The organism is Janthinobacterium sp. BJB401 (assembly GCF_013372745.1).
Lineage (GTDB): Bacteria > Pseudomonadota > Gammaproteobacteria > Burkholderiales > Burkholderiaceae_D > Janthinobacterium > Janthinobacterium rivuli.
On the sequence record NZ_JABXFH010000012.1, the window covers coordinates 1 to 24713 of the forward strand.

Sequence of the window (24713 nt, forward strand, 5' to 3'; positions counted from 1 at the left end):
GTTGTTTGCGCAGGCGCTTATCGTGCCAGCGATTTCTTGTACATGATGGACTGGCGCAGCTTGCCCTTGTCGTCGATCAGTTCATCGAATTCTTCCCGGTTGACTTCCCGCAGCGCGCCCAGGTCCGCCGCGCGCTTGCCGTCGCTGACGATATCGTCCGCTTGCAGCGCCACCATCGCCTGCGCCGCCAGCAGGATGGCGCTGGCATACGCGGCGGGGTCGCGCAGGTCGACCCGCGCAAGGTCCGGCGCCGGTTTGCGGCGCAGCCAGTCGGCCCAGTAAAATTCGAGAAATTCCGTGGCCTGGCCGGGCGGCTTGTAGCCGATCCCGCGCGTGAAGTAGACGAGCGAGCGGTACGGGTCGTCGCCCAGCGCTGCGAGGCCGATGGCCGATGGTAGTTGCTGCGGCGTGATGGCCTGGTTGCGCCCATCTTTCAGCCACACCTTGTTTTCCGCGCGCATGCGGGTCCAGAAGGCCGCTTCGCCCAGCGCGCTGAAATTGTCGCTGACCTTGACCCACACCTTCAATTGATGATTGCGCCCGCCATCGGCATCCCAGAAGGTGGAAAACGTGTGGTGGCCATCGGTCAGGTAGACGATGCCGCGCGGGCCGATGACGACGGTCTTCATGTCATCCGGACGGCTGCCCACGGCCGCCTTGCAGCGGTAGCCGGCCGGTGGCGCGGCCAGGGTGGCACCTGGCACATTGGCCGTTCCGGGCAGGACGTCGTGCTGGCCATTGGCTTCGCACAGGTCAGCGAATTTCTTGGGTTTGGTGATGTCGGCGAGGTGTTTTTCTTCGGCCGCATAGCGTCCCAGCTTGTAATAGACCTGGTCGTAGCCGATGGCCGGCTGGGTCGGATGCAGTTCATCGAGGCGCACCTGCAGAATGCGCGGATGGGCGGCGTTGCCCACGACGGTGGCCATCAGCGCCTGCTGGCGCGCGCTCAAGGCGGGCAGCGTGGCGGCATCGCGCGGCAGTGCCGGCAGCAGGAATGCCGACTGGCAGCCCAACGCCAGCAGCAGGGCAGGGGAGCGGTGGAAAATCCGGAGCATTGCATCCTCGCTAAAAGACACAGTATCGCTGATGCCATGCACCGCAGCTTGATGCCGCGCAGGCTGGCGTCAATTCATGCGGCCCGCCGTCAGCGGCCCAGCATGCGCAGGCAGGCGTCCGCGACATCGGCGGCAAAGGCGCTGCTGTCCTGCAGTTGCGCGGCGATGGCGTCGTCCGTCACGCCATGCACGGCCGAGTAAATCATCAGGGCCGCCAGGCGCGGCTGCGGCAACGGCCATGCGCCCGCTGCCGCGCCGCCAGCGAGGATGGCGTCCAGCTGGGCCAGGATGGCGTTCTTGTCGGGGTTGTCCGCCGGCTCGATGCCGAGGCTGCGCCGGTGGCTCGTGTAGACGATGTCGTGCAGCCGCCAGGTACGCAGATAGGTAGCGACATTGGCCTGTACCCATGCGCGCAGCCGGCCCTCCCAGTCGTGCGGCATGCACAGGTCAACGGCCGCTTCCAGGCTGGCCAGGAAGCGGCTGGTGTAGCGCGCGGCCAGCGCCGCCAGCATTTCCTGCTTGGACGGAAAGTAATGATAGAACGTGCCTTTCGCCACGCCCGCCAGAGTGGTGATATCGCTGACCGTGGTCGCTTCCACGCCCTTGTCCAGGAACAGCTGCTCGGCGGCGGCCATCAATTCATCAAGGCGAATCTCGGCCGGTTTGGTGCGCGGGCGGGCGGACGCTGGGGCGGCATCGGGCATGGCGGGGCGAAGAGTAGTCATGCGCCCAGTATAAATGAAGCGCCGGCGCAGCCCAAGCACACCGGCGCACGCTGCTTTCATTCAATTGACTGACGGTCAGTCGATATGTATGATGAAGGGGAACTCATGAATTGGAGCATCTCCATGCAACGTTATCGCCGCGCGGCCCTGGTGGCCGCCGCTTACCTGGGCACTTTTCTTGCGTCGCTCGACATCAGCATCGTCAACGTGGCCCTGCCGACCTTGCAGACGGCGCTGGCGACGGACATGGCGGGCTTGCAGTGGGTGGTCAATGCGTACGCGCTCTGCCTGTCGGCCTGCATGCTGTCGGCCGGTCCGCTGGGCGACCGGCATGGCCACAAGCGCATCTGGCTGCTGGGCGTGGCATTGTTTACCGCCGGTTCGCTGCTGTGCGCGCTGGCGGCCAGCCTGCCGCTGCTGCTGGCCGGGCGCGCCGTGCAGGGCGTGGCGGGGGCCTTGTTGATTCCAGGCGCGATGCCGATACTCAGCCATGCTTTTCCGGATCCGCGCGAACGGGCGCATGTGATCGGCGGCTGGTCGGCCTTCAGTGCGCTGGCGCTGATTCTGGGGCCGTTGTTGGGCGGCATGCTGCTGGAGGCCACGGGATGGCAAAGCATCTTCCTGATCAATCTGCCGCTGGGTTTGCTGGCCATGCTGCTGGGCGCCTGGGGCATCACGGAGCGCCATTACCGCGAGCAGGCGGCGCTGGACCGGACCGGGCAGGTGTTGAGCATCGCCTGGCTGGGCGCACTCACGTATGGCTTGATCGCGCTGGGTTCAGGTAGTACGCCGGCCTGGCCGCCACTGGTGTTCGCGCTGCTGGCCTTTATCGCCTTCCTTGCCGTCGAGGCGCGCGCGCCGCGCCCTTTGTTGCCGCTACGAATGTTTCGCGAGCGAAGCTTCGCGCTGGTCAACCTGGCCTCGCTGGTGCTGGGCTTTGCCTGCTACAGCAGCCTGTTCTTTTTCTCGCTGTACTTGCAGCAAATCCAGGGCTGGGCGGCGGGAGCCAGCGGCTGGCGCATGTTGCCGCAGTTTGCCGCCATGGGCATCGTTTCCCTGGGCTTTGGCCGTCTCAGCCGCCACGTGCCTTTGCGCCGCCTGATGTTGGGTGGCTATCTGCTGGCGGGTCTGGTGCTGCTGGCGACTGCGACCTTGGCGCCACAGACGCCGTATGCCATCGTCGGTACCCTGTTCGGCTTGCTGGGCGTGGCCATGGGACTGGCCGTGCCGGCCACCGGCTTGCTGGCCATGGCCAGCGTGGGCAGCGAGCGTGGGGCCATGGCGTCGGCCATCATGAATGCCTTGCGCCAGGCAGGCATGACCCTGGGCGTGGCGGTGCTGGGCAGCGTGATGAGCTTGCGTGCCGCCGCCATGCTGGAGCGGTCGGGACAGGTTGCCGCACTCGCCGCCGGCTTCCAGCTGGCCATGCTGCTGGCGGGGCTGGCATGCCTGGCGGTGGCCTTGCCGCTGTACTGGCTGCCAGCCAGGCAGCCCTAGGCGAGCAAGCCGCTGGGCACGCGCGGCGAAGACATCAAATCGCGGAACGCGGCCCAGTGTTCCGCGCGCGTCGCGCCCTGGCGCTCGACATAGGCTTTCGCCATATCCTGGCCCAGGTTGTAGTTGATGACATAGGCGCCCATGGCGTCGTAGAACTGCAGGCGCTGCGCCGATTTCTCAGCCGGGTACAAACGCACGTTGACCAGCCATTCCAGCGCCTCCTCGCGGCTCAGGCTGCCTTCGAGATACTGGCGCGCGATGTCGTTGTCAGCATAGCCGAGCTTGGCCAACAGCGCATTGAGTTGTGCATAGCGGGGCGCCAGCTTTGGCTCGAGGCCGGCCAGCGGGTACAGCACCTGCTGTTCGAAAGCGAGCCGTTCTTCATCTGTAAAGCTCAGTTCGATGCCGTAATTGGCCGTGCCTTCGGCGATCAGCGATTGCGGCGAGTACAGCGGATAGATGCAGTATTCCATCCAGCCCTTGCCGCGCACCAGGTCGCGTTCCAGCAGCACGTTGTAGACGTGGTGGCCCGGATACGCTTCGTGGCAACCGAGGTCGACGGCGCGATCGATGTACACGGGCAAGTCGGTATTGATCTGGATCACGCTCTGGTAGTTGCCCTTATACCAGTTGTAGCCGCTCCATGGCTTGTCGCTGACAAATTCCAATATAAAATCTTCGCCTTCGGGCAGGGCGATGTACTGCAAGGTACGCTCGCGGCCCGCGCGGATGGCCGCATCTATGACGGCGCGCAGCTTGTCGGCGGGAATGACGAGTTGCGCGCGCAAGGCGTTGACCCTGTCGCTCACCGTGCCTTCGCCGGGCAGCAGCGCGTCGATCTGCGCCACCAGTGCTTCATAGTATGCGCGGCTGTGATGGGGCGAGACGGCGTCGTACAGGCGCGCGCTTTCCGTATCGAAATCGAGGCGTGTGCCTTGCAGCATGTCCGCCTTGGCCAGCACGGCTTGCAACTGCTTGCGCAGGTTGACGGCGCGCAGGCAAGTTTCACCGGCCAGCAGGGCCAGCGTCTTGTCTGTCGCGGCCTGGATATCGCTCAAACTCAGTTGCTGTTCTACCGCTTCCTGTTGCCATGCGGGCGGGCCGTAATACGCGTCCACATACGAGGCATCGTGCTGACCCATGGCCAGGACCAGCTTGACGTAGCGTTCGGCCACGTCGGCGTGAAGGGGGGAGTTGCTGTCGTTGTTCGTCATGGCGGCCTGATTGTGCGGTTGGGCAGGCGCTTATTGTATAGCGCAACAGGCTGGAGTGAAGCACGGACGTGAGGCATCATTTCTCTATAACAATTAGGAAAACGCATCTTGATGTAGCTCAGTGAACCCGGCATTCACGGACTGCGTGCGCGGATTTGGTAGCAAGATGGCGTGGTCGTCTTTTTTGTGGTTACGTGATTTTCTCCTTGATCTTTCTTCGTTTATGGACGAATATGATGTATGAGATCCGGCACTACCTGACATCATCGGGCAGGGATTTATATACGGAATGGCTGAAACGCCAGCGCGACAATACGGCCAGGGTGGCCATCGTGCGACGCGTGCTGCGCATGATGCCAGGCAATTTTGGCGACCATAAATTTTGCCACGACGGCGTGTGGGAATTGCGCATCGATGTGGGGCCCGGCTACCGCGTGTATTACGCCATCGCTGACGGGCAGATCATTTTATTATTGTGCGGTGGAGACAAGCGCACGCAGCCGAAAGATATCGAATACGCCTGTGCCTGCTGGCACGACTGGAAGGAGAGAGGACATGAAAGAGGACGTGAAACAGGTCATGAGCAAACCACCAAGAGACCGCTCGCATGACGAAGCGATGGCCGAACTGTACCGCGATGATCCCGATCTCGCCCTTGAACTGATCAACAATATCCTCGTCGATGGCGACCACGGCGAACTGCTGGCCGTGCTGCGCCAGCTGACGCGCGCCTTTGGCGGCGTGCCTGCCGTGGCGCAGGCGGCCAAGCTCAACCCTACCCAGCTGTACCGCACCCTGTCGCCCGATGGCAATCCGTCCCTGAGCACCTTGACGGCCATCCTCGATGCCATGGGCTTGCGGCTGGCCGTCGAACCCAGGCAGCCCGAACGTTCATTTCCCGCACCGGCTGCCTGAGTTCTTGGCACGCGGCTAGAATTCCACCGGGCGCGCTTCGCGCATCGCTTGCGTCATGGCCAGGCCGATGCGCGTCGCTTCCGTTGCATCGTGCAAGGTCAGCGACAAGGTGCGCCGGCCCAGTGCCGCATCCGTAAACTCCTGCGCCTCGATCAAGAAGGCGTCGGCGAAGCGGGCATAGAAGTCCGGCGTGCACTCATTGCGCACGCCATGCGCATCCGAGATTTCCACCCGGTTCAGACGCGGGTTGCTGCCCACGGCCAGACGGCCGCCCGTGCCGAACACTTCCGTCAGGGTTTCGTGGCCGTGCGCCATGGTGCGCGAGGCCATGAAGCTGGCCATGCTGCCATCGGAAAATTCGACCGTCGCCAGGCCGTTGTCGACATCGCCGAACGCCTGCAATCCCGTGTGGATGGCGTTGGTGCCGCTCGCATACACGCGTTTGGGCACGGGATTGCCCAGCAGCCAGCGCGCCAGGTCGATATCGTGCACGCTGCAATCGAGGAAGATGCCGCCGCTGGTGGGGGCGAAACGCATGAAGGCGCCGCTGGGGTCGTTCTGGTCGCAGGTTTGCGAACGGACAAGGTAAGGCTTGCCGATCAGGCCTTGGGCGATCTTTTGTTGCGCGTCATGGTAGCTGGCGTCGAAACGCCGCACGAAGCCGATCATGATGGTCAGCTGCGGGTGGCGCGCCGCTTCCGCTTCCACCTTCAGGCAATCGGCCAGGTCCAGCGACAGCGGTTTTTCGCAAAACACGTGCTTGCCGGCGCGCAGGGCGGCGATGATCTGGTCCGCATGCAGCGAGGTGGGCGTGACGAGGAAGACGGCGTCCAGGCCAGGATGGGCCAGCAGGGTGTCGTAGTCCGCATAGCCGGTGGTGATGCCGAGCGTGCTGGCGGCCCAGTCCAGTTCGGCCGGTACGGGGCTGCAGGCGGCGACTACTTCGGCGTTGGGCACGCGCTGCGCCAGGTTGATGGCGTGGCGCTGGCCCAGCCGGCCCAGGCCGACGATGCCGACTTTTAATGTTGGGGATGACATGGTGTCTCCAGATATTTTTATTATTGGTTTATAAAGTGACCACGCGCTGTTCGCGCCACGACAAGGTGGCCGCTTCGGCCAGTTCCAGTGCCTTCAAGCCATCGTGCACGGTGGTGCGCAGCGGCGTGCCGTGGCTGAGGGCGTCAAAGAAGTGCGCCATTTCCTGCGCATACGCCACGCGATAACGTTCCAGGAAAAAATCTTCCGGCTTGTCCACGCTGACGTTCACTGAGCCATAGGCCGTCACTTCCGTCGGCTTGTGGTTGCCCGCTTGTAGCATGCCGGCACTACCCAGCACTTCGAAGCGCTGGTCGTAGCCGTAGGCGGCGCGGCGCGAGGCATTGATCTGGCACAAACGTCCTTTTGCCGTGCGGATGGTGACGACGGCCGTATCGAGGTCGCCCGCTTCGCCGATGGCTGGATCGACCAGGCAGCTGCCCGTGGCGTGCACGCTGACGGCTTCATCGTCGAGTATCCAGCGGAAGATGTCGAAATCGTGGATCAGCATATCCTTGAAGATGCCGCCCGAGACCTTGATGTAGCTGACCGGTGGCGGACCCGGATCGCGGCTGGTCACAATGAGCAACTCCGGCGTGCCGATTTCGCCCGCTGCGATGCGTGTCTTGACGGCATTGAATGTCGGGTCGTAGCGGCGCTGGAAGCCCAGCATGCACAGCACCTTGGCTTCCTTGACGGCGGCGGCGCAGGCGCGTGCCCGGTCGAGGGTCAGATCGACGGGCTTTTCGCAAAAGATGGCCTTGCCGGCGGCGGCCGAGCGCAGGATCAGGTCCGCGTGCGTGTCCGTGCTGGAGGCGATGACGACGGCCTTGATGGCCGGGTCGGCCAGCGCCGCCTCGACAGTGGCGCTGCTGCCGCCATGCAGGCCAGCCAGCGCCGCGGCCGCTTCCTGGTTGACGTCGACCACGTACTTGAACTGCACGCCGGGTTGGGCAGCCAGGTTGGCCGCGTGGATTTTGCCGATGCGTCCGGCGCCGAACAACGCTACTTCAATCATCATGTTCTCCTGGGGTGTGGATTTCTTCGATGTCGAGCTCTAATTTGTATGCCAGCGCGATGAATAGCGCCTGGCACAGGCAGATGGTGCTGGTCAGCGAGCGGAAGGCGAAGGCGCTGCCCTCGGTGACGGTGAGCAGCGCGTCGGCGGCCCGCGCGAGCGGGGCCAGCTTGCTGTCGGTAATCACCAGGACCTTGGCGCCCTTGTCTTGCGCCGCCTTGATGCACTGCTGGGTTTCCTTGCCGTAAGGCGAGAAACTGATGGCGATCGCCACATCGCGTTCGCGCACACTGCGCATCTGTTCGCGGTGCATGCCGCCCAGTCCGCTGATCAGGTGCACGCGCTTGTCCGTGTGTTCCAGCGCGTAGGCGATGTAAGAGGCGATCGGGAAGGACCGGCGCACGCCGATCACATAGATGTTTTCCGCTTTCAGCAGCAGATTGACGGCCGCTTCCAGCTGGGCGTCGTCGAGGCCTGCGGCCAGGTCGTCGAGGCCGGCGCGGCTGGCGCCGACGAATTCGCGCGTCAGGTCGCCCGCGCTCAGCGCCGCGTCGCGCGTGGAAATGAGCTTGCGGATGCGCTGCTGATAGTCAGGTGTGGCGCCGGCCTGGTCAGTATAAGCCTGGCGGAAGACATCCTGCATTTCACTGAAACCCGTGTAGCCGAAGCGCTGCGCGAAACGCACGATGGCCGACGGCTGCACGTCGCAGGCGGCAGCGATGTCGCTGATGCGCTCGAGCATCAGGCTGGCCCGGTGCTTTTCAATGTATTGGGCGATGACTTTCAGCTGGCGCGACAGGTTGTCGTACTCGGCGGCAATGTGCTGCATCAGCTGTTCGATGGGGGCGGTGGCTGCCATGGTTTTTTTCCTCTGTGTACTTGCTGGGCCGCGATGGTGTATCAATTCCGTGCGGCTGGTTCTGGCGAGAATTATAGGAGTGAATTCAGAAAATAGAAATGATTTTCTATTTAAATTTATTTTGAAAATTTTATTGCATTTGTCTTTTTTGTGGCCTAAGCTGTGCGCAGTGCATCGGTTCGTGTGCCGCAAGGCCAGGCCGGTGACACCCTTCATAAAAGCTCGCAACTATAAAAATTAATCCGTCTAGGAGACATTCATGCATAGCAATAAAAGCAAGGGTTTGATGAAGTGCCTGGCCATCGCCAGCCTGGGCCTGAGCCTGGGTTTGAGCACGGGCGCCAGCCATGCTGCCGGCGAGAAATTCGTCATGGTCAGCCACGCGCCGGACTCCGATTCCTGGTGGAACACCATCAAGAACGCCATCAAGCAAGCCGGTGAAGACTTCAACGTGTCCGTCGACTACCGCAATCCGCCGAATGGCGACCTGGCCGACATGGCGCGCCTGATAGAGCAGTCGGCCGCGCGCAATTACGATGGCTTGATCGCCGATATCGCCGACTTCAGCGTGCTGCAAAAACCGCTGGGCACGGTAGTGGCCAAGAAAATCATGCTCGTGACCATCAATTCGGGCACCATCGCACAAAGCGAACAGTTGAAAGCCATCATGCACGTGGGCCAGCCCGAGTATGACGCGGGCCTGGGCGCCGGCAAGCGCGCCAAGGAAGCGGGCATCAAGTCCTTCGTGTGCGTGAATCACTATGCGATGAATGCCTCGTCGTTCGAACGCTGCCGCGGTTTTGCCGATGCGCTCGGCGTTGACTTCAAATCGTCCACGCTCGATACCAATGGCGTCGACCCTGGCGTGATCGAAAGCAAGGTCAGCGCTTATCTGCGCAGCAATCCGAAGACCCAGGCCGTGCTGGCGCTGGGACCGGATTCGGCGCCAGCCGCCATGCGCGCCGTCGAGAAGCTGGGGCTGAAAGGCAAGATGTACTTCGCCAGCTTCGACTTGTCGGAAGAAATCGCCAAGGGCATCAAGGATGGCAGCATCCAGTTCGCCATCGACCAGCAGCCCTACCTGCAAGGCTACATTCCTGTCGCTGTGATGGCCATCATGAAACAGCAAAAGATCACTGACCTGGCCAAGGTCAAGGAAATCCTGATCGCCAATCCGAAATACCAGGCGCGCCTGGCGGAATACGGCCTGACGCCCATCTATGGCCCGCGCCACATCAGCTCCGGCCCCGGTTTCGTGACCAAGGACAACATCGCCAAGGTCGAAAAATACGCCGGCCAATACCGCTAATCCACACAGTCGCCACCGGGTTTGCCCAGCGCCGCACCGCCTCCCGCGGGCGGCGCATGGGAGGAACACGCCTGGCGCCAGCGATGCTGGCAGGAAAGTAATTGAAATTGGTACAAGTATCACTGAAAGGACTTTGTATGACTGCGCTCAAATCCAGCCTGGCTAGCCCCGGCATGAATCCTCCTCCGCCTCCCGGCGCCGCCAGCAAGCCAGTTGCCGCTGCCGACGAGCGCGTGGGCACGACCAGCTGGGTCAAACGGGTTTTTGGCCGCCCCGAGTTCGCCTCGATTTCCGGCGCGGTGCTCGTATTTGCCTTCTTCGTCATCACGGCCGGCGATTCCGGCATGTTCAACCTCGATGGCGTCGTCAACTGGATGCAAGTGGCGTCCTACCTGGGCATCATCGCCATCGGCGCCTGCCTGTTGATGATCGCCGGTGAATTCGACCTGTCGATCGGTTCCATGATCGGCTTTGCCGGCATGATGATCGCCATTCCGACGATCTATTTCCAATGGCCATTGTGGGCCGCCATCCTGTTCGCCTTCGCCGGTTCCATGGCGCTCGGTTGGCTCAACGGCTACATCGTCATCAAGACGCGCTTGCCATCGTTCATCGTTACCCTGGCATTCCTGTTCATCCTGCGCGGCCTGACATTGGCCCTGTCGATCATGTTCGCCAACCGCACCATCGTCAGCGGCGTGGGCGACCTGGCGGCGCAGGACTGGCTGGCCAGCCTGCTGTTCCACGGCAATGTGGCCACTGGCCTGTTCCAGTGGATGGGCGCGCATGGCTGGATTGCCGTGCTCGACGACGGCTCGCCGCTGGTGAAAGGCATTCCGAAAGTCATCGCCTGGTGGCTGGTGCTGGCCGCCGGTGCCGCTTTTGTTCTGTCGCGTACCCGCTTCGGCAACTGGATGTTCGCCGTGGGCGGCGACGCCAACGCGGCCAAGAATGTGGGCGTGCCGGTGCGCAAGGTGAAAATTTCCCTGTTCGTCTTCACGGCCTTCTGCGCCTGCCTGTTTGCCACCTTGCAAGTATGCGACGTAGGTTCGGCCGCCGCCGACCGCGGCATGCAAAAGGAATTTGAAGCCATCATCGCGGCCGTCATCGGTGGCGCCTTGTTGACGGGCGGCTACGGTTCCGTCGTCGGTGCCTGCTTCGGCGCGCTGATCTTCGGCGTGGTTCAGATCGGCATCACCTACACCAACATCAATTCGGACTGGTTCCGCGTGTTCCTCGGCGTGATGCTGCTGATCGCGGTGCTGTTCAATAACTTTGTACGCTCACGCGTCACGGAAGCGAGATAAATCATGAGCGAGCATATTCTTGCCCTGGAAAATGTCAGCAAGCGTTTCGGCTCCGTGCTGGCCCTGCAAAACATCACCATGCGCTTGCGCGAGGGGGAGGTTCATTGTTTGCTGGGCGACAACGGCGCCGGCAAGTCGACGTTGATCAAGACCCTGGCCGGCGTGCACAAGCCGACCGATGGCCAATACCTGGTCGATGGCAAGCCAGTCGTCTTCAATTCGCCCAGCGAAGCGCTGGACATGGGCGTGGCCACCGTCTACCAGGACCTGGCGCTGGTGCCATTGCTGTCCGTGGCGCGCAATTTCTTCATGGGCCGCGAGCCGATGAAAAAGCTGCTGGGCCTGGTGCCCGTGATGGATATCGATTATGCGGCTGACACGGCGCGCGCCAAGCTGGCAGAAATGGGCATCATGGTGCGCGACCCGCACCAGGCCATCGGCACCATGTCGGGCGGAGAGAAGCAGTGCCTGGCCATCGCCCGCGCCATCCACTTCGGCGCCCGCGTGCTGATCCTCGACGAGCCGACGGCGGCCCTGGGCGTCAAGCAATCGTTCAATGTATTGAAACTGATTTACAAGGCGCGCGAACGGGGCATTTCCGTGATCTTTATCACGCACAATGTGCACCATGCGTATCCGGTCGGCGACTCGTTTACCTTGCTGAACCGGGGCAAGTCGCTGGGCACCTTCACCAAGGAAACGGTGACCAAGGAAGCCTTGCTGGACATGATGGCGGGCGGTGCGGAAATGCAAACGCTGATGAGTGAACTCGACGGTGTCACGATTTAAGGATAGCCATGAATAATTCCACACAATTTGCCCAGGGCCGCGCGCTGGACGTCATCTGCCTGGGTCGCCTGGCGGTGGACCTGTACGCGCAGCAGATCGGCAGCGCCTTGGAAGACGCGACCAGTTTCGCCAAATACCTGGGCGGTTCGTCGGCGAACATCGCCTTCGGCACGGCGCGCCTGGGCCTCAAGTCCGCCATGCTGTCGAAAGTGGGCGACGACCACATGGGCCGTTTCCTCACTGACACCTTGTCGAAGGAGGGTTGCGACGTCAGCCACGTGGGCATCGACCGCGACCGCCTGACGGCTTTAGTCATGCTGGGTATTAAGGATAAAAACACCTTTCCCCTGATTTTCTACCGTGAAAATTGCGCCGACATGGCCATCGAAGCTTCTTCGGTGGATGCGGCCTTCATTGCATCCAGCAAGGCGTTGTTGATCACCGGCACGCATTTCTCCACGTCTGCCATGCACGCCATCAGCACGCAAGCCTTGCAACTGGCCCGCGCGAACAATGTGCGCACCGTGCTCGACATCGATTACCGGCCCGTGCTGTGGGGCTTGTCCGGCAAGGCCGATGGCGAAACGCGCTTCGTTTCGAACGAAGGCGTGACCAAACACTTGCAGGCGATCCTGCCTCATTTTGATTTGATCGTCGGCACGGAAGAGGAATTCATGATCGCCGGCGGCGGCGCCGACATCATGGCCTCCCTGCGCGCCGTGCGGGCCGCCACCCTGGCCACCCTGGTCGTCAAGCGCGGGCCGCTGGGCAGCGCCGTCATCGACAATGTGGTGCCGGCCAGTCTCGACGACGCCTATAATTACCGCGGGGTGCGCGTGGAAGTGCTGAACGTGCTGGGCGCGGGCGACGCTTTTCTGTCCGGCTTCCTGAAAGGCTGGCTGCGCGGCGAGGATTACGAGGCGTGCTGCCGCTATGCGAACGGCTGCGGCGCCCTGGTCGTGTCGCGGCATGGCTGCGCGCCGGCCATGCCGTCGCCCGTCGAGCTCGACTATTTCCTCGCCAATGCGGCGAAACTGACGCAGCCGGACCAGGACGCGACCTTGTCGCGCTTGCACCGCACCACGGTGGCGCGCAAGCAGTGGGACGAGTTGTGCGTGTTTGCCTTTGACCATCGCACGCAATTCTTTGAGCTGGCGCAACAGACTGGCGCGCCCGAGTCGCGTATTTCGGCCCTGAAGCAATTGATGGGGCAAGCCGTGGCGCAGACGGAAACGGCCTTGCAGCTGGCCGGCAAGACGGGCGTGCTGATCGATGGCCGCTATGGCGTCGATGCGCTCAACGATGCGACGGGGCGGGGCTGGTGGATCGGCCGTCCCGTTGAGTTGCCGGGATCGAATCCGCTGCAATTCGACTGGGGCCGTTCCATCGGTTCGCACCTGCTCAGCTGGCCGAAGGAACATGTGATCAAGTGCCTGGTGCAACTGCATCCGGACGACGCCGTGGAAAACCGGCTGGAACAGGAAGCGCAGATCAAGGCCCTGTACGACGCGGCGCAAGTGAGCGGTCACGAACTGTTGCTGGAAGTCATACCGTCGGAAGCCTTGCCGCAGGGCGACGATACCGTCTTGCGCGCCGTCAAGCGCCTGTACAACCTCGGTATTTACCCGGAATGGTGGAAGCTGGAAAGCATGTCAGCCCAGCAATGGCAAGCCATCGATGCCCTGGTGCATGAGCGCGATCCGTATTGCCGTGGCGTCGTCCTGCTGGGCTTGAACGCGCCGATTGCCGCCCTGGCCGCCAGTTTCGAGCAAGCCAGTGCCAGCCGTACTTGCAAGGGTTTCATGGTCGGCCGCACCATCTTCCAGGAACCGAGCCGCCGCTGGCTGGCCGGCGAACTCGACGATGCGGGCTTGATCGCCGCAGTGCGCGCCAACTTCGAGCAGCTCATTAGCTTGTGGCAACGCACGCGCAAGCACCTGGAGTGTGCGGCATGAAGACCACCACGATCAGATTGACCATGGCGCAGGCTCTCGTGCGCTATCTGGCCGCCTTGCGCACGGACGATGGACAGCTGCTGTTCGGCGGCGCTTTTGCCATCTTTGGCCACGGCAACGTGGCGGGGCTGGGCGAGGCGCTGTATCAATACCGCGACAGCTTTCCCACGTATCGGGCGCATAACGAACAGGCGATGGCGCACTCGGCCATCGCCTATGCGAAAGCCCATATGCGCCGGCGCATGATGGCCGTCACCAGTTCCATCGGCCCGGGCGCCACCAACTTGTTGACGGCGGCCGCGCTGGCCCACGTGAACCGCCTGCCGGTATTGCTGCTGCCGGGCGACGTGTTCGTCTCGCGCGCGCCCGATCCCGTGCTGCAGCAGCTGGAAGATGGCACGGATGGCAGCGTGTCCGTCAACGATGCGTTCAAGCCGCTGTCGCGTTATTTCGACCGCATCGTGTATCCGGAGCAGCTACTGACCGCCTTGCCGCGCGCCATTGCCGCCTTGACGGACCCGGCCGCCTGCGGTCCCGTGACTTTATCCTTGCCGCAAGACGTGCAAACGATGGCGTATGACTATCCAGCCGATTTTTTTGAGCCGCGCATCGTGCGTTTCCGCGCCGTGCCGCCCGTCGAGCAGGAACTGGAAGAGGCGGCAGCGTTGTTGAACAACGCGAAACAACCGCTGATCGTGGCCGGCGGCGGCGTGCTGTACGGCCAGGCCAGCGCCGCCTTGCAGGCGTTTGCCGAGCGCCATGGCATTCCCGTGGCGGAAACCCAGGCGGGCAAAAGCTCCTTGCCGTGGGACCACCCTTTGCAGCTGGGCGCCATCGGCGTGACGGGCTCGCCTGCAGCGAACGCGCTGGCGGCGGAGGCGGACGTGGTGCTGGCCATCGGCACGCGCTTGCAGGATTTCACGACGGGTTCCAACTCCCTGTTTGCACAGGCGCAACTGGTGAGCCTGAACGTCAACCATTTTGACGCCCTGAAACGCCGTGGCCTCGGTGTGCAGGCGGACGCGACGCTGGGCTTGCAAGGCCTGTCGCGCCTGCTGGGCAGCTGGAACAGCGCGGGCCAGTGGATGAACCGGGCACAGCAGGCGGGCCACGCGTGGCGCGCGACAGTCGCAAGCATCACCGGCAAGCGTGACGTGGCTGGCTTGCCGTACGACGGCGAAGTCATCGGCGCCGTGCAACGGTCTTCACCAGATTCCACCAGCAACGACATCGTCGTCTGCGCGGCTGGCACCCTGCCGGCAGAACTGCATAAACTCTGGCGCACCAGTACGCCGGGCGGCTACCACATGGAATACGGCTACTCGTGCATGGGTTATGAAATCGCCGGGGGCCTCGGCGTCAAGATGGCGAAACCCGATGCCGAGGTCATCGTCATGGTCGGCGATGGCAGCTATCTGATGATGAATTCGGAAATCGCCACCTCCGTCATGCTGGACAAAAAACTCATCATCGTCGTGCTCGACAATCGGGGCTATGGCTGCATCAACCGCCTGCAGCAGGCGTGTGGTAATCCTTCGTTCAACAATATGTTGCCCGATAGCGCACCTCGTATTGACTTCGCCCTGCATGCCCAATCGCTGGGGGCGCTGTCCGAGCACGTGGCCAATATCGTCGAGCTGGAACAGGCGATGCTGCGCGCCCGGGCAGCCAGCCGCACGTATCTGATCTGCATCAATACGGACGACACGCGCACGACCGAAGAGGGTGGTTGCTGGTGGGAAGTGGCCGTGCCCGAGGTCTCCACGCAAGCCGGCGTGCAAGCCGCGCGCACCCGTTATGAACTTGACCGTCAAGGACAACAAAAATGAACGCACCGACATGGAATGTGAAGATCGGCATCAACCCGATCTCGTGGATGAACGATGACTTGCCCAGCCTGGGCGGCGAAACACCGCTGGAGACAGCGCTGAAAGAGGGCGCCGAGATCGGCTATGTGGGCTTTGAACTGGGCAACAAGTTTCCGAAAGATGCCCCGGCCCTGAACGCCGTGCTGGGCAAATACAATCTTGCCTGTGTTTCCGGCTGGTATTCGGGCCGCCTGGCCCATCGCTCGGTGGAAGAGGAAATCGCCGCCGTGGCATCGCACTTGCGCTTGCTGGCCGACAGCGGCGCCACCGTCATGGTCTACGGCGAAGTGGCCGACGCCATCCAGGGCGAAGCGCGCCCTTTGTATAAGCGCCCCCGTTTCCAGTCGCAGCAGCAATGGCAGGAATACGCCAACAAATTGACGGCCTTTGCCGCCCACCTGCTGGCGCACGGCGTGCGCCTGGCCTATCACCATCACATGGGCGCCTACGTGGAAACGCCGGCCGACGTGGACCAATTGATGGCCTTGACGGGGTCCGAGGTCGGTTTGCTGTTCGACACGGGCCACATCACGTTTGCCGGCGGCGATGCGCTGACGGTGCTCAATAATCATATCGACAGGATTTGCCATGTGCATTGCAAGGACGTGCGCCCGAACGTGGTGAAACTGGCGCGCAATGGCCACTGGAGTTTCTTGCAGGCAGTCATCAATGGCGCCTTTAGCGTACCGGGCGACGGCAGCATCGACTTTCCGGCCATCCTCACGCGTTTATATCTGGACGGCTACGAAGGCTGGCTCGTGGTGGAAGCGGAGCAGGATCCGGCCGTGGCCCCCAGCTACGAATACGCGAAGATGGGCCACGATTATCTGGCCAAGCTCGTCGAGGCCATTCCGCGCCTGGGCCGGGAGGCGGCATGAGCCCGCTATTAGTCAAAGCGGCCAAGGCCGGCGGCAAGATCGTCGAGGTGACGCCCGAGTCGGCCGGCTGGACGCATGTCGGTTTCGCCGCGCACCGGCTGGCCGCCGGCGAGTCCCTGAAGCTGGAGACGGGTAGCCGCGAACTGTGCATCGTCGTGCTGACGGGGACGGTCACCGTGCAGGCGGGCGAACAGAGCTGGGAAGCCATCGGCAATCGCGCCAGCGTTTTTGAAGACATCTCACCCTACGCCGTGTATGTCCCATTGGAAACCAAGGTCAGCATCACGGCGGTGAGCGCTGCGGAAGTGGCGCTGTGCAGCGCACCGGCTACCACTAGCCGCCCGGCGCGCCTGATCGAACCCGCCAGCATGACGCGCTCCGTGCGCGGCAAGGGCGCCAATACCCGCTATGTGTGCGACATCCTGCCGCAGACGGAAGAAGCGGACGGCTTGCTGGTCGTTGAGGTGGTCACGCCGTCCGGCCATTCGTCGAGCTATCCACCGCACAAGCACGACAGTGACAATGTGCCGCTGGAAAGTTCGCTGGAAGAAACGTATTACCACCGCCTCAATCCCGAGCAGGGCTTTGCCTACCAAAGAGTCTACACGGATGACCGTTCCATCGATGAAGCCATGGCCGTGGAAAACCACGACGTGGTGATGGTGCCCAGGGGTTACCACCCCGTGACCGTGCCGTATGGCTACGATGGCTATTACCTGAACGTGATGGCCGGCCCCAAGCGGGTGTGGCATTTCAAGAACGACCCGGCCCATGAGTGGCTGATGCATACCAAATAAAGGAATCCCAATGACAACGCAACAGATCGGCCACTTTATTGGTGGCAACCCCATGGCTTCACGCTCCGAGCGCACGAGCGACGTCTTCAATCCCGCCACGGGCGCCGTGACGGCCAAGGTGGCGCTGGCCACGCCTTCCGAACTGAACGCGGCCGTGGCCGCCGCCCATGCGGCGTTTCCCGCCTGGTCGCAAACCTCGCCGCTGCGCCGCGCCAGGGTCATGTTCAAATTCAAGGAATTGCTGGAAGAGCATGCCGACCAGCTGGCCGCCCTGATCACGGCGGAGCACGGCAAAGTCTTCACGGATGCCAAAGGCGAAGTCACGCGCGGCATCGAAGTAGTGGAATTTGCCTGCGGCATCCCGCAAATGATGAAGGGGGAGTATTCGGAACAGGTGGCCGGCGGCATCGATGCCTGGTCCATCCGTCAGGCGCTGGGCGTCTGCGTCGGCATCACGCCCTTCAACTTTCCCGTGATGGTGCCGATGTGGATGTTCCCGATGGCGATTGCCTGCGGCAATACGTTCGTACTCAAACCGTCGGAACGCGATCCGTCGGCCAGCTTGCTGCTGGCGCAACTGCTGACGGACGCGGGCTTGCCGGACGGCGTCTTCAACGTGGTGCAGGGCGATAAAGAGGCCGTGGACGGCTTGCTGCACCACCCGGACGTGCGCGCCGTCAGCTTTGTCGGTTCCACGCCGATCGCCGAGTATATTTATGCGACGGGCTGCGCGCAGGGCAAGCGCGTGCAAGCGCTCGGTGGCGCGAAAAATCACATGGTCGTCATGCCGGACGCGGACATTCCCCAGACGGTCGACGCCCTGATGGGCGCCGCGTTTGGCTCGGCCGGCGAGCGCTGCATGGCCATATCCGTCGTCGTGGCGGTGGGCAATGTGGCGGATCAACTGGTCGAAGCCTTGGTGCCGCGCATCGCCGCCCTGAAAATCACGCAAGGCATGGATCTGTCGGCCGAGATGGGGCCTGTCGTCACGCAAGTGCACAAGGAGAAGATCGCCGGCTATATCGCCAAGGGTGTGGAAGAGGGCGCCAAGCTGGTGGCCGACGGACGCGGTTTTGTGCTGCCCGGCCACGAAAACGGCTTTTTCCTTGGCGGCAGCCTGTTCGACCATGTGACGCCGGAAATGACGATTTATAAAGAGGAAATCTTCGGCCCCGTGCTGTGCATCGTGCGCGTGCCCGATTTCGCCACGGCGCTGGACCTGGTCAATGCGCATGAATATGGCAACGGCACGGCCATTTACACGCGCGACGGCAATACGGCGCGCGAATACACGCATCGCGTGCAGGTCGGCATGGTCGGCGTTAACGTGCCGATCCCCGTGCCGATGGCCTTCCACAGTTTCGGCGGCTGGAAGCGCAGCCTGTTCGGCGACCACCATGCGCATGGCCCGGAATCGGTGCGTTTCTATACGAAACAAAAGGCCGTCACGCAGCGCTGGCCGGCCTCGACGGCTGCTGGTGCCGAGTTTGCCATGCCGACCCTGAAGTAAAGCACCATGTAAATCCGGCTGGTTCGCTTCTTGCTTACTGCAATGCTTGTGTTTAGCCATTGCAGATCGCTCCCATGACGTCCAGCCGTACCCAGCCTTTGCGCATCGTTGTCGTCAACACCATCGTCGAGCACGGCGTGCACGAGAACGCGGCCCTGGCTGCCCAGGTGCAGCGCGGCAATGCTTTGCGCATCGGCTTGCTGGAATCGGGTTTCGACATCGTCGCCTCGCTGCCTGCCGACCTCTACCTCCCTGAGCGCATTGCGCAGCTGCAGCCTGACCTCATCATCATCGACGCCGAATCGGACGCACGCGACGTGCTCGAGCACATCGTCATCGCCACGCGCGACGAGCGCCGCCCCATCGTCCTGTTTACCGAAGACGGCGCCACGGCCAGCATCGACGCGGCCATGGCGGCCGGCGTATCCGCCTATATCGTGGCCGGCTTGCAGGCCGAGCGCATCCAGCCCGTGCTGAACGTGGCCCTGGCGCGCTTTCGCCAGGAAGAAAAATTGCGCGCCGAATTGCTCGACACGCGGCACAAGCTGCAGGAACGCAAGGTGATCGAACGGGCCAAGGGCTTGTTGATGACGCATCACGGCTTGACGGAAGAGCAGGCTTACCAGCGCTTGCGCAGCATGGCCATGAACAAGAAACTCAAGCTGGCGGACATCGCCCAGCGCATCCTCGACGTGGAAGATTTGCTGGGATGAGCGGGTATGCCAATTTTATGACGTGGTTTTATGACATATCGTGGTGCAGTGCACTGTATTGGTGCAATGCTGCCAGCAAGGTCAGGTAAAGGAATCCAGTATGACAGAGCAAGCGGGTAGCCCGGTGGCAAGCAGCGCCCACGTGATGCGATCGCTGCATCCGGAAAAACAGACGATACGCATCGGCTACCTGCCGCTGACCGATTGCGCCTCGCTGGTGATGGCGGCTAAGCTGGGCCTCGATGAAAAATACGGCATCAAGATCGAACTGAGCCGGGAGATGTCGTGGGCCGGCGTGCGCGACAAATTGAACAGCGGCGAGCTCGACGCTGCCCACGTGTTGTACGGTCTCGTGTATGGCGTGCAGATGGGCATCGGCGGGCAACAGCACGACATGGCCGTGCTGATGAACCTCAATCACAGCGGCCAGGCCGTCACCCTGTCGGCGGCGCTGGCGCGCGAGGGCGCCTACGATGGCGCCTCGCTGGCGCAGCACATGCGCGCCGCGGCGCGGCCATTTGCGTTTGCGCATACTTTCCCGACCGGCAACCACGCGATGCTGCTGCAATACTGGCTGGCCGCGCATGGCATCGATCCGCTGCGCGACGCGCGCGTGATGACGGTGCCGCCGTCGCAGATGGTGGCCGCCTTGCGCGCTGGCCAGATGGATGGCTTTTGCGCCGGCGAACCGTGGGGCTACAAGGCCATCGTCGATGGCGTGGGCGTGACGGCCTCCACCAGCGGCGCCATCTGGCCCGACCATCCGGGCAAGGTGCTGGGCACCAGCGCCGCGTTTGCGCAGCAGCATCCGAACAGCTGCCGCGCCCTGATCGCCGCCGTGCTCGAGGCGGGGCGCTGGATCGACGCCAGCGACAGCAACCGCCTGGCCATGGCGGCCACCCTGGCCGAGCCCGCTTATCTGCATACGCCGCAGGAAACCCTGGCGCCGCGCATCCTCGGCCATTACCAGGATGGCCTGGGCAAGACCTGGGACGAGGCGCACGGTTTGCGGTTTTATGGCGATGGCGCCGTGAATTTCCCGTATTTGTCCGACGGCATGTGGTTCATGACCCAGCACCGGCGCTGGGGCTTGCTGCGCGACGAACCCGATTATCTGGCGGTGGCAAGGCAAGTCAACCGCATCGACCTGTACCGCCAGGCGGCGGAAATGACGGCCACGCCCCTACCCAAGGCGCCCATGCGCAGCTCGACCCTGTGCGACGGCATCGTGTGGGACGGCAGCGCGCCGGAAGCCTACGCGGCATCGTTTGCCATCGGTCACTTTTTTTAATGGGAGATTTCATCATGGCGCAATGTGGTAGCGTGACCCTGGTCGGCGCCGGGCCCGGCGACCCGGACCTGCTGACGATCAAGGCGGTGAAGGCCATCGCGCGGGCCGACGTCGTGCTGATCGACGACCTCGTCAACCCTGCCATCCTCGCGCATGCGGCACCAGGCGTGCGCGTGGTCGAGGTGGGCAAGCGGGGTGGCTGCGCGTCCACGCCGCAAGCGTTCATCGAACGCCTGATGCTGGCCGAAGCGCGCGCCGGCCTGCACGTGGTGCGCCTGAAAGGGGGCGACCCGTATCTGTTCGGGCGCGGCGGCGAAGAGCGCGCCTACCTGCGCAGCCACGGCGTGGCCGTCGACGTGATCCCCGGCATCAGCAGCGGCCTGGCCGCGCCAACGGCCATCGGCGTGCCGCTGACGCACCGCGGCTGGAGCCAGGGCGCCATCTTCGTCACGGGCCACGGCAAGGATGCCGCGTCCGAGCCGAACTGGGCGGCCCTGGCGCACAGCGGCCTGACCCTGGTCATCTACATGGGCGTGGCTCGGGTGACGGCCATCCAGGTCGGCTTGCTGGCCGGCGGCATGGCGCCCGGCACGCCCGTGGCCGTGGTGCAATCGGCCAGCCTGCCGGCCCAGCGCCAGTTGCTCAGCACTTTGCACGCCTTGCCAGATGACTTGCAAACCAGCGGCCTGGGCAGCCCCAGCATCATCGTCGTCGGCGAGGTGGTGCGCTGCGCCGATGCCTGGGATGAGCATGGCGCTGGCGCCCTGCTGGCCGGGGCGCTGCGGGAAGCTTAAGCACCCGGTGTTTTCCAGTGCAACCATCGTGCGCGCTTTTTTTCTTGCGCAAGCGCGTCGGGCAGGAGCTTTGATAGTATCCTCGTACTTGCTGGGCGGCCGGAGCGCAGCCCATTCGAGGAAACCGGAATAAGCGATCGACAATGCACACTTTGAGCAAGGGCGGGGCGGGATCAGGCATCAGGATCTGGGCGGGTGGCCTGTTGCTGGCCCTGGCGGTGGGCGGCGCCCTGTACGCGGGCGCGGCGCGCACGGTCAATGACGACGCCGAACAGCGTTTCGACAATCTCACGCATAGCGCCCAGCATAGCCTGATCACGCGTGTAAAAAGCTATTCCGACCTGCTGCGCGGCCTCGAAGCCCTGTTCCGCACCAGCGAGCACCTGACGCGGCGCCAGTTCCACGATTACGTGGCCGGCCTCGATATCGCGCGCCAGTTCCCCGCCATCGAATCGGTTAACTATGCGGCGGCCGTGCCATCGGCGCAGCGCGCCGCCTTCATCGAGGCCGTGCGCAAAGACACCAGCCTGTCGCCGCGCGGCTATCCCGCCTTCACCATCCGCCCACCCGGCGAGCGGCCGGAACACACGGTGCTCACTTACCTGGAACCCGATTCCCTGCTGGCCGAACGCATGGGCGTCGACATCGGCGCCAACCCGCTGGTGGCGCAATCGCTGGCGCAGGCGCGCGACAGCGGCGAGGTCAGCGCGTCGGGCCAGGTGATCATGATCAAGGGGCCGCCCGCGCACGTGGGCCTGGGCATGCGCCTGCCCGTGTACCGCAACGGCATGCCGCAGGGCAGCGTGGCCGAGCGCCGCGCCGCCTACCAGGGCTCCGTCGGCATCGGTTTCGGCGTGGCGCAGCTGGTGCACAGCGCGCTCGAACGCAGCGCCCTGGAACCGCTGCACCTGACCCTGTACAGCGCGGGCGAACCTCTGCCGGCCCAAGGCGTCCTGCGCATCACGCCGCAGGACCGCCTGCTGTTCAACGATGACGGCGACCTGGCGGCGCCGCCGCAACCGGGCAGCGATGCCGGCTATTTCGACCAGGTGCTGCCCGTGGCGTACCAGGGCGGCCTGTGGAAAGCCCATTTCCGCGTGCGCAAGGCGGAGCTGTACAGCCCCTTCGACCGCTATTTCCCTTGGCTGGCGCTGGCCGTCGGCGTGGCCGGCACCCTGCTCATTTACGGCTATATCTTTACCCTGTACCGTTCGCGCCGCAACGCGGTGGCGCAGCGCACCCTGCTCGATACGGTGCTCGACAGCGTCGACGCCTACGTCTACATGAAGGATGCCGACCTGCGCTACCGCTATGTGAACGCGCGTACGGCGAAGATACTGGGCCGTCCGGCGGAGCAGCTGATCGGCCGCCAGGATGGCGAATTGATGCTCGGCGATGCGGCGGCGTCCGCGCGGCGCACGGAGCGCCAGGTGTTCGACAGCGGCGCCAAGTTCGTCGGCGAGGAGCGCTTCGTCGATGCGCAGGGCCAGGTGCACCATCTGTGGAGCGTGAAGGTGCCGCTCGGCTTGCCCGGTCCCGTCACGGGCCTGATCGGCCTGTCCACCGACGTGACGGAACTGCACCGCCTGAAGGAGCAGGCCGACGCGGCCAGCCAGGCCAAGAGCGACTTCCTGTCGAACATGAGCCATGAAATCCGCACGCCGATGAACAGCATCATCGGCATGGCGCACCTGGCGCTGAAATCGGTGGCCGACGCGCGCCAGCGCGACTACCTGCAAAAAATCTTCCATTCGGGCCAGCATTTGCTGGGCCTGATCAACGACATCCTCGACTTTTCCAAGATCGAGGCGGGCAAGCTGGAACTGGAAGTACTGGACTTCCGTCTCGATACCCTGCTGGCGAACATCGCCAGCCAGCTGGGCGACGCGGCCGCCGTCAAGGGCCTGGCGCTGCAGTTCGATATCGCGCCGGAGCTGTCGCAGCGCTGGCGTGGCGACCCGCTGCGCCTGGAGCAGGTCTTGCTGAACCTGACCAGCAACGCCATCAAGTTTTCCGACAATGGCAGCATCTTCGTGCGCGTGCGCCAGTCCGAGGAGCGGGGCAGCCACAGCATGCTGCGCTTCGAGGTGCAGGACCGCGGCATCGGCATGAATCAGGAAGAGGTGGCGCAGCTGTTCCGCTCCTTCCACCAGGCCGACCCGTCGACCACGCGCAAATATGGCGGCAGCGGCCTGGGACTGGTGATCAGCAAGCAACTGGTCGAGCTCATGGGCGGCAAGGTGGGCGTGTACAGCCAGCCGGGCCTGGGCAGCACCTTCTGGTTCACGGCGCGCCTGGAGAAAAGCGCGCAGGCGGCTGACGAGCGTATCGCCGAAGTCGAGCCGGAAGTACTGGACGTGATACGCGGCGCGTCCATTCTGCTGGTGGAGGACAACGTCTTCAGCCAGCAGGTGGGCTGCGAATTGCTGGAAGACGCCGGCGCCACCGTCTGCGTCGCCTGCAATGGCCGCGAAGCGCTGGAATTGCTGGCGCACCGGCGCTACGACTGCGTGCTGATGGACGTGCAGATGCCGGAGATGGACGGCTTCGAGGCGACGCGCCGCATCCGCGCCGACCCGCAGCTTGCCGGCCTGCTGGTGATCGCCATGACGGCCAATGCGGGCAGCGAAGACCGCGCCCGCTGCCTGGCGGCGGGCATGGATGAATTCCTGACCAAGCCGATCGCCCCGAATCTGCTGTTTCGCCTGCTGGCGAAATGGTTCCGGCTGCGCGGCGGCATCGGTAACATCGGCCGCATGCGCGCAAGCGACAGGCTGGCGGTGGCGCCGACAGCGCCGCCAGCGGACGCCGCGCCGGAATCGCGCGATACGGCCATCCTCGACCTGGGCACCCTGGCGCTCACGTTCAGCAATGACGCCGCGAAGATGCGCAAATACACCCAGCTGTTTCTCGACACGGCGCGCGACGGCATCGCCGAAATGGAGCAGGCCATGGCGCTGGAAGACCTGGGACGCCTGGCCGACCTGGGCCACCGCAGCAAATCGTCGGCGCTGGCCGTGGGCGCGCATGCCTTTGCCGGCCTGTGCACGTCGATCGAAGGCTTGCGCGTGGGCGGCGACCTGCAGCAGGCGCGCACCCTGCTGACGGCCCTGAGGCCGGCGCTGGCGCAGGTGGCGGAACAAATTTCCATGGAATTTGCCGCCAGCGACACTCCCTGACGCAG

21 protein-coding genes are annotated in these 24713 nt (G+C 63.6%); 15 read left to right on the forward strand and 6 right to left on the reverse strand.

Going from position 1 to position 24713, the window contains the following annotated elements:
• Positions 1–17: 17 nt before the first annotated feature.
• Together HWE17_RS10365 and HWE17_RS10370 are read right to left on the reverse strand one after the other, a co-directional pair.
• Positions 18–1055 (reverse strand): ParB/Srx family N-terminal domain-containing protein, encoded by a 1038-nt coding sequence (locus tag HWE17_RS10365; protein WP_176388723.1) that lies wholly within the window; start codon positions 1053–1055, stop codon positions 18–20.
• A gap of 89 nt (positions 1056–1144) precedes the next feature.
• The gene (locus HWE17_RS10370; RefSeq protein WP_255206189.1) at positions 1145–1780 is read right to left on the reverse strand and encodes a TetR/AcrR family transcriptional regulator; all 636 of its coding nucleotides are present in this window, start codon (positions 1778–1780) and stop codon (positions 1145–1147) included.
• 123 nt (positions 1781–1903) lie between these two features.
• Here HWE17_RS10370 and HWE17_RS10375 point away from each other — a divergent pair, with 123 nt between their 5' ends.
• The gene (locus HWE17_RS10375; protein ID WP_176388724.1) at positions 1904–3277 is read left to right on the forward strand and encodes an MFS transporter; all 1374 of its coding nucleotides are present in this window, start codon (positions 1904–1906) and stop codon (positions 3275–3277) included.
• On the opposite strand, the gene HWE17_RS10380 is transcribed toward HWE17_RS10375, so the two are convergent.
• The gene (locus tag HWE17_RS10380; RefSeq protein WP_176388725.1) at positions 3274–4491 is read right to left on the reverse strand and encodes a hypothetical protein; all 1218 of its coding nucleotides are present in this window, start codon (positions 4489–4491) and stop codon (positions 3274–3276) included. The genes HWE17_RS10375 and HWE17_RS10380 overlap by 4 nt on opposite strands.
• Before the next feature lie 236 nt (positions 4492–4727).
• Between HWE17_RS10380 and HWE17_RS10385 the strand changes: the two genes are divergently transcribed.
• Positions 4728–5102, forward strand: coding sequence for a type II toxin-antitoxin system RelE/ParE family toxin (locus HWE17_RS10385; RefSeq protein ID WP_081922771.1), 375 nt, complete (start codon positions 4728–4730; stop codon positions 5100–5102).
• Positions 5071–5406, forward strand: a complete 336-nt coding sequence (locus HWE17_RS10390; protein ID WP_035826871.1) for a DNA-binding protein — start codon at positions 5071–5073, stop codon at positions 5404–5406. The genes HWE17_RS10385 and HWE17_RS10390 overlap by 32 nt, the downstream gene beginning before the upstream one ends.
• A 15-nt stretch (positions 5407–5421) precedes the next feature.
• Here HWE17_RS10390 and HWE17_RS10395 read toward each other — a convergent pair whose 3' ends face one another.
• Genes HWE17_RS10395 through HWE17_RS10405 form a run of 3 tightly spaced genes read right to left on the reverse strand, consistent with a single transcriptional unit; the run spans position 5422 to position 8318 of the window.
• Positions 5422–6444 (reverse strand): Gfo/Idh/MocA family oxidoreductase, encoded by a 1023-nt coding sequence (locus HWE17_RS10395; RefSeq protein WP_176388726.1) that lies wholly within the window; start codon positions 6442–6444, stop codon positions 5422–5424.
• 28 nt (positions 6445–6472) lie between these two features.
• A complete protein-coding gene (gene iolG, locus HWE17_RS10400) occupies positions 6473–7459 on the reverse strand; it encodes an inositol 2-dehydrogenase (protein WP_176388787.1) in 987 nt (328 codons plus the stop codon).
• On the reverse strand, positions 7452–8318 hold the full coding sequence (locus HWE17_RS10405; RefSeq protein WP_034757651.1) for a MurR/RpiR family transcriptional regulator: 867 nt from the start codon (positions 8316–8318) through the stop codon (positions 7452–7454). Before HWE17_RS10405 ends, iolG begins: the two co-directional genes overlap by 8 nt.
• Before the next feature lie 286 nt (positions 8319–8604).
• Between HWE17_RS10405 and HWE17_RS10410 the strand changes: the two genes are divergently transcribed.
• The 12 genes from HWE17_RS10410 (at position 8605) to HWE17_RS10465 (ending at position 24708) form a co-directional block, all read left to right on the forward strand.
• Positions 8605–9627: a sugar ABC transporter substrate-binding protein gene (locus tag HWE17_RS10410; RefSeq protein ID WP_235211826.1), complete on the forward strand. Its 1023-nt coding sequence runs from the start codon at positions 8605–8607 to the stop codon at positions 9625–9627.
• A 173-nt stretch (positions 9628–9800) separates the two neighbouring features.
• Positions 9801–10934, forward strand: a complete 1134-nt coding sequence (locus tag HWE17_RS10415; protein ID WP_051959538.1) for an ABC transporter permease — start codon at positions 9801–9803, stop codon at positions 10932–10934.
• Between the two features lie 3 nt (positions 10935–10937).
• Positions 10938–11723 (forward strand): ATP-binding cassette domain-containing protein, encoded by a 786-nt coding sequence (locus HWE17_RS10420; protein ID WP_035817902.1) that lies wholly within the window; start codon positions 10938–10940, stop codon positions 11721–11723.
• An 8-nt stretch (positions 11724–11731) separates the two neighbouring features.
• Positions 11732–13678: a 5-dehydro-2-deoxygluconokinase gene (iolC, locus tag HWE17_RS10425; protein ID WP_176388727.1), complete on the forward strand. Its 1947-nt coding sequence runs from the start codon at positions 11732–11734 to the stop codon at positions 13676–13678.
• On the forward strand, positions 13675–15507 hold the full coding sequence (gene iolD / locus HWE17_RS10430) for a 3D-(3,5/4)-trihydroxycyclohexane-1,2-dione acylhydrolase (decyclizing) (RefSeq protein WP_176388728.1): 1833 nt from the start codon (positions 13675–13677) through the stop codon (positions 15505–15507). Before iolC ends, iolD begins: the two co-directional genes overlap by 4 nt.
• Positions 15504–16424, forward strand: coding sequence for a myo-inosose-2 dehydratase (gene iolE / locus HWE17_RS10435; protein WP_176388729.1), 921 nt, complete (start codon positions 15504–15506; stop codon positions 16422–16424). The genes iolD and iolE overlap by 4 nt, the downstream gene beginning before the upstream one ends.
• Positions 16421–17221 (forward strand): 5-deoxy-glucuronate isomerase, encoded by an 801-nt coding sequence (gene iolB, locus HWE17_RS10440; RefSeq protein WP_176388730.1) that lies wholly within the window; start codon positions 16421–16423, stop codon positions 17219–17221. The genes iolE and iolB overlap by 4 nt, the downstream gene beginning before the upstream one ends.
• 10 nt (positions 17222–17231) lie before the next feature.
• A complete protein-coding gene (locus tag HWE17_RS10445; protein ID WP_035817914.1) occupies positions 17232–18731 on the forward strand; it encodes a CoA-acylating methylmalonate-semialdehyde dehydrogenase in 1500 nt (499 codons plus the stop codon).
• A 74-nt stretch (positions 18732–18805) separates the two neighbouring features.
• Positions 18806–19444 carry an ANTAR domain-containing response regulator gene (locus HWE17_RS10450; RefSeq protein ID WP_035817917.1) on the forward strand — a complete coding sequence of 213 codons (639 nt, stop codon included), beginning with the start codon at positions 18806–18808 and terminating at the stop codon, positions 19442–19444.
• Positions 19445–19544: 100 nt separating this feature from the next.
• Complete coding sequence (locus HWE17_RS10455; protein WP_176388731.1) at positions 19545–20735, forward strand: CmpA/NrtA family ABC transporter substrate-binding protein; 1191 nt, start codon at positions 19545–19547, stop codon at positions 20733–20735.
• Between the two features lie 14 nt (positions 20736–20749).
• Positions 20750–21529 carry a uroporphyrinogen-III C-methyltransferase gene (cobA, locus tag HWE17_RS10460; RefSeq protein ID WP_176388732.1) on the forward strand — a complete coding sequence of 260 codons (780 nt, stop codon included), beginning with the start codon at positions 20750–20752 and terminating at the stop codon, positions 21527–21529.
• Between the two features lie 143 nt (positions 21530–21672).
• Positions 21673–24708: a CHASE domain-containing protein gene (locus HWE17_RS10465; RefSeq protein ID WP_176388733.1), complete on the forward strand. Its 3036-nt coding sequence runs from the start codon at positions 21673–21675 to the stop codon at positions 24706–24708.
• The last annotated feature ends 5 nt before the right edge of the window (positions 24709–24713 follow it).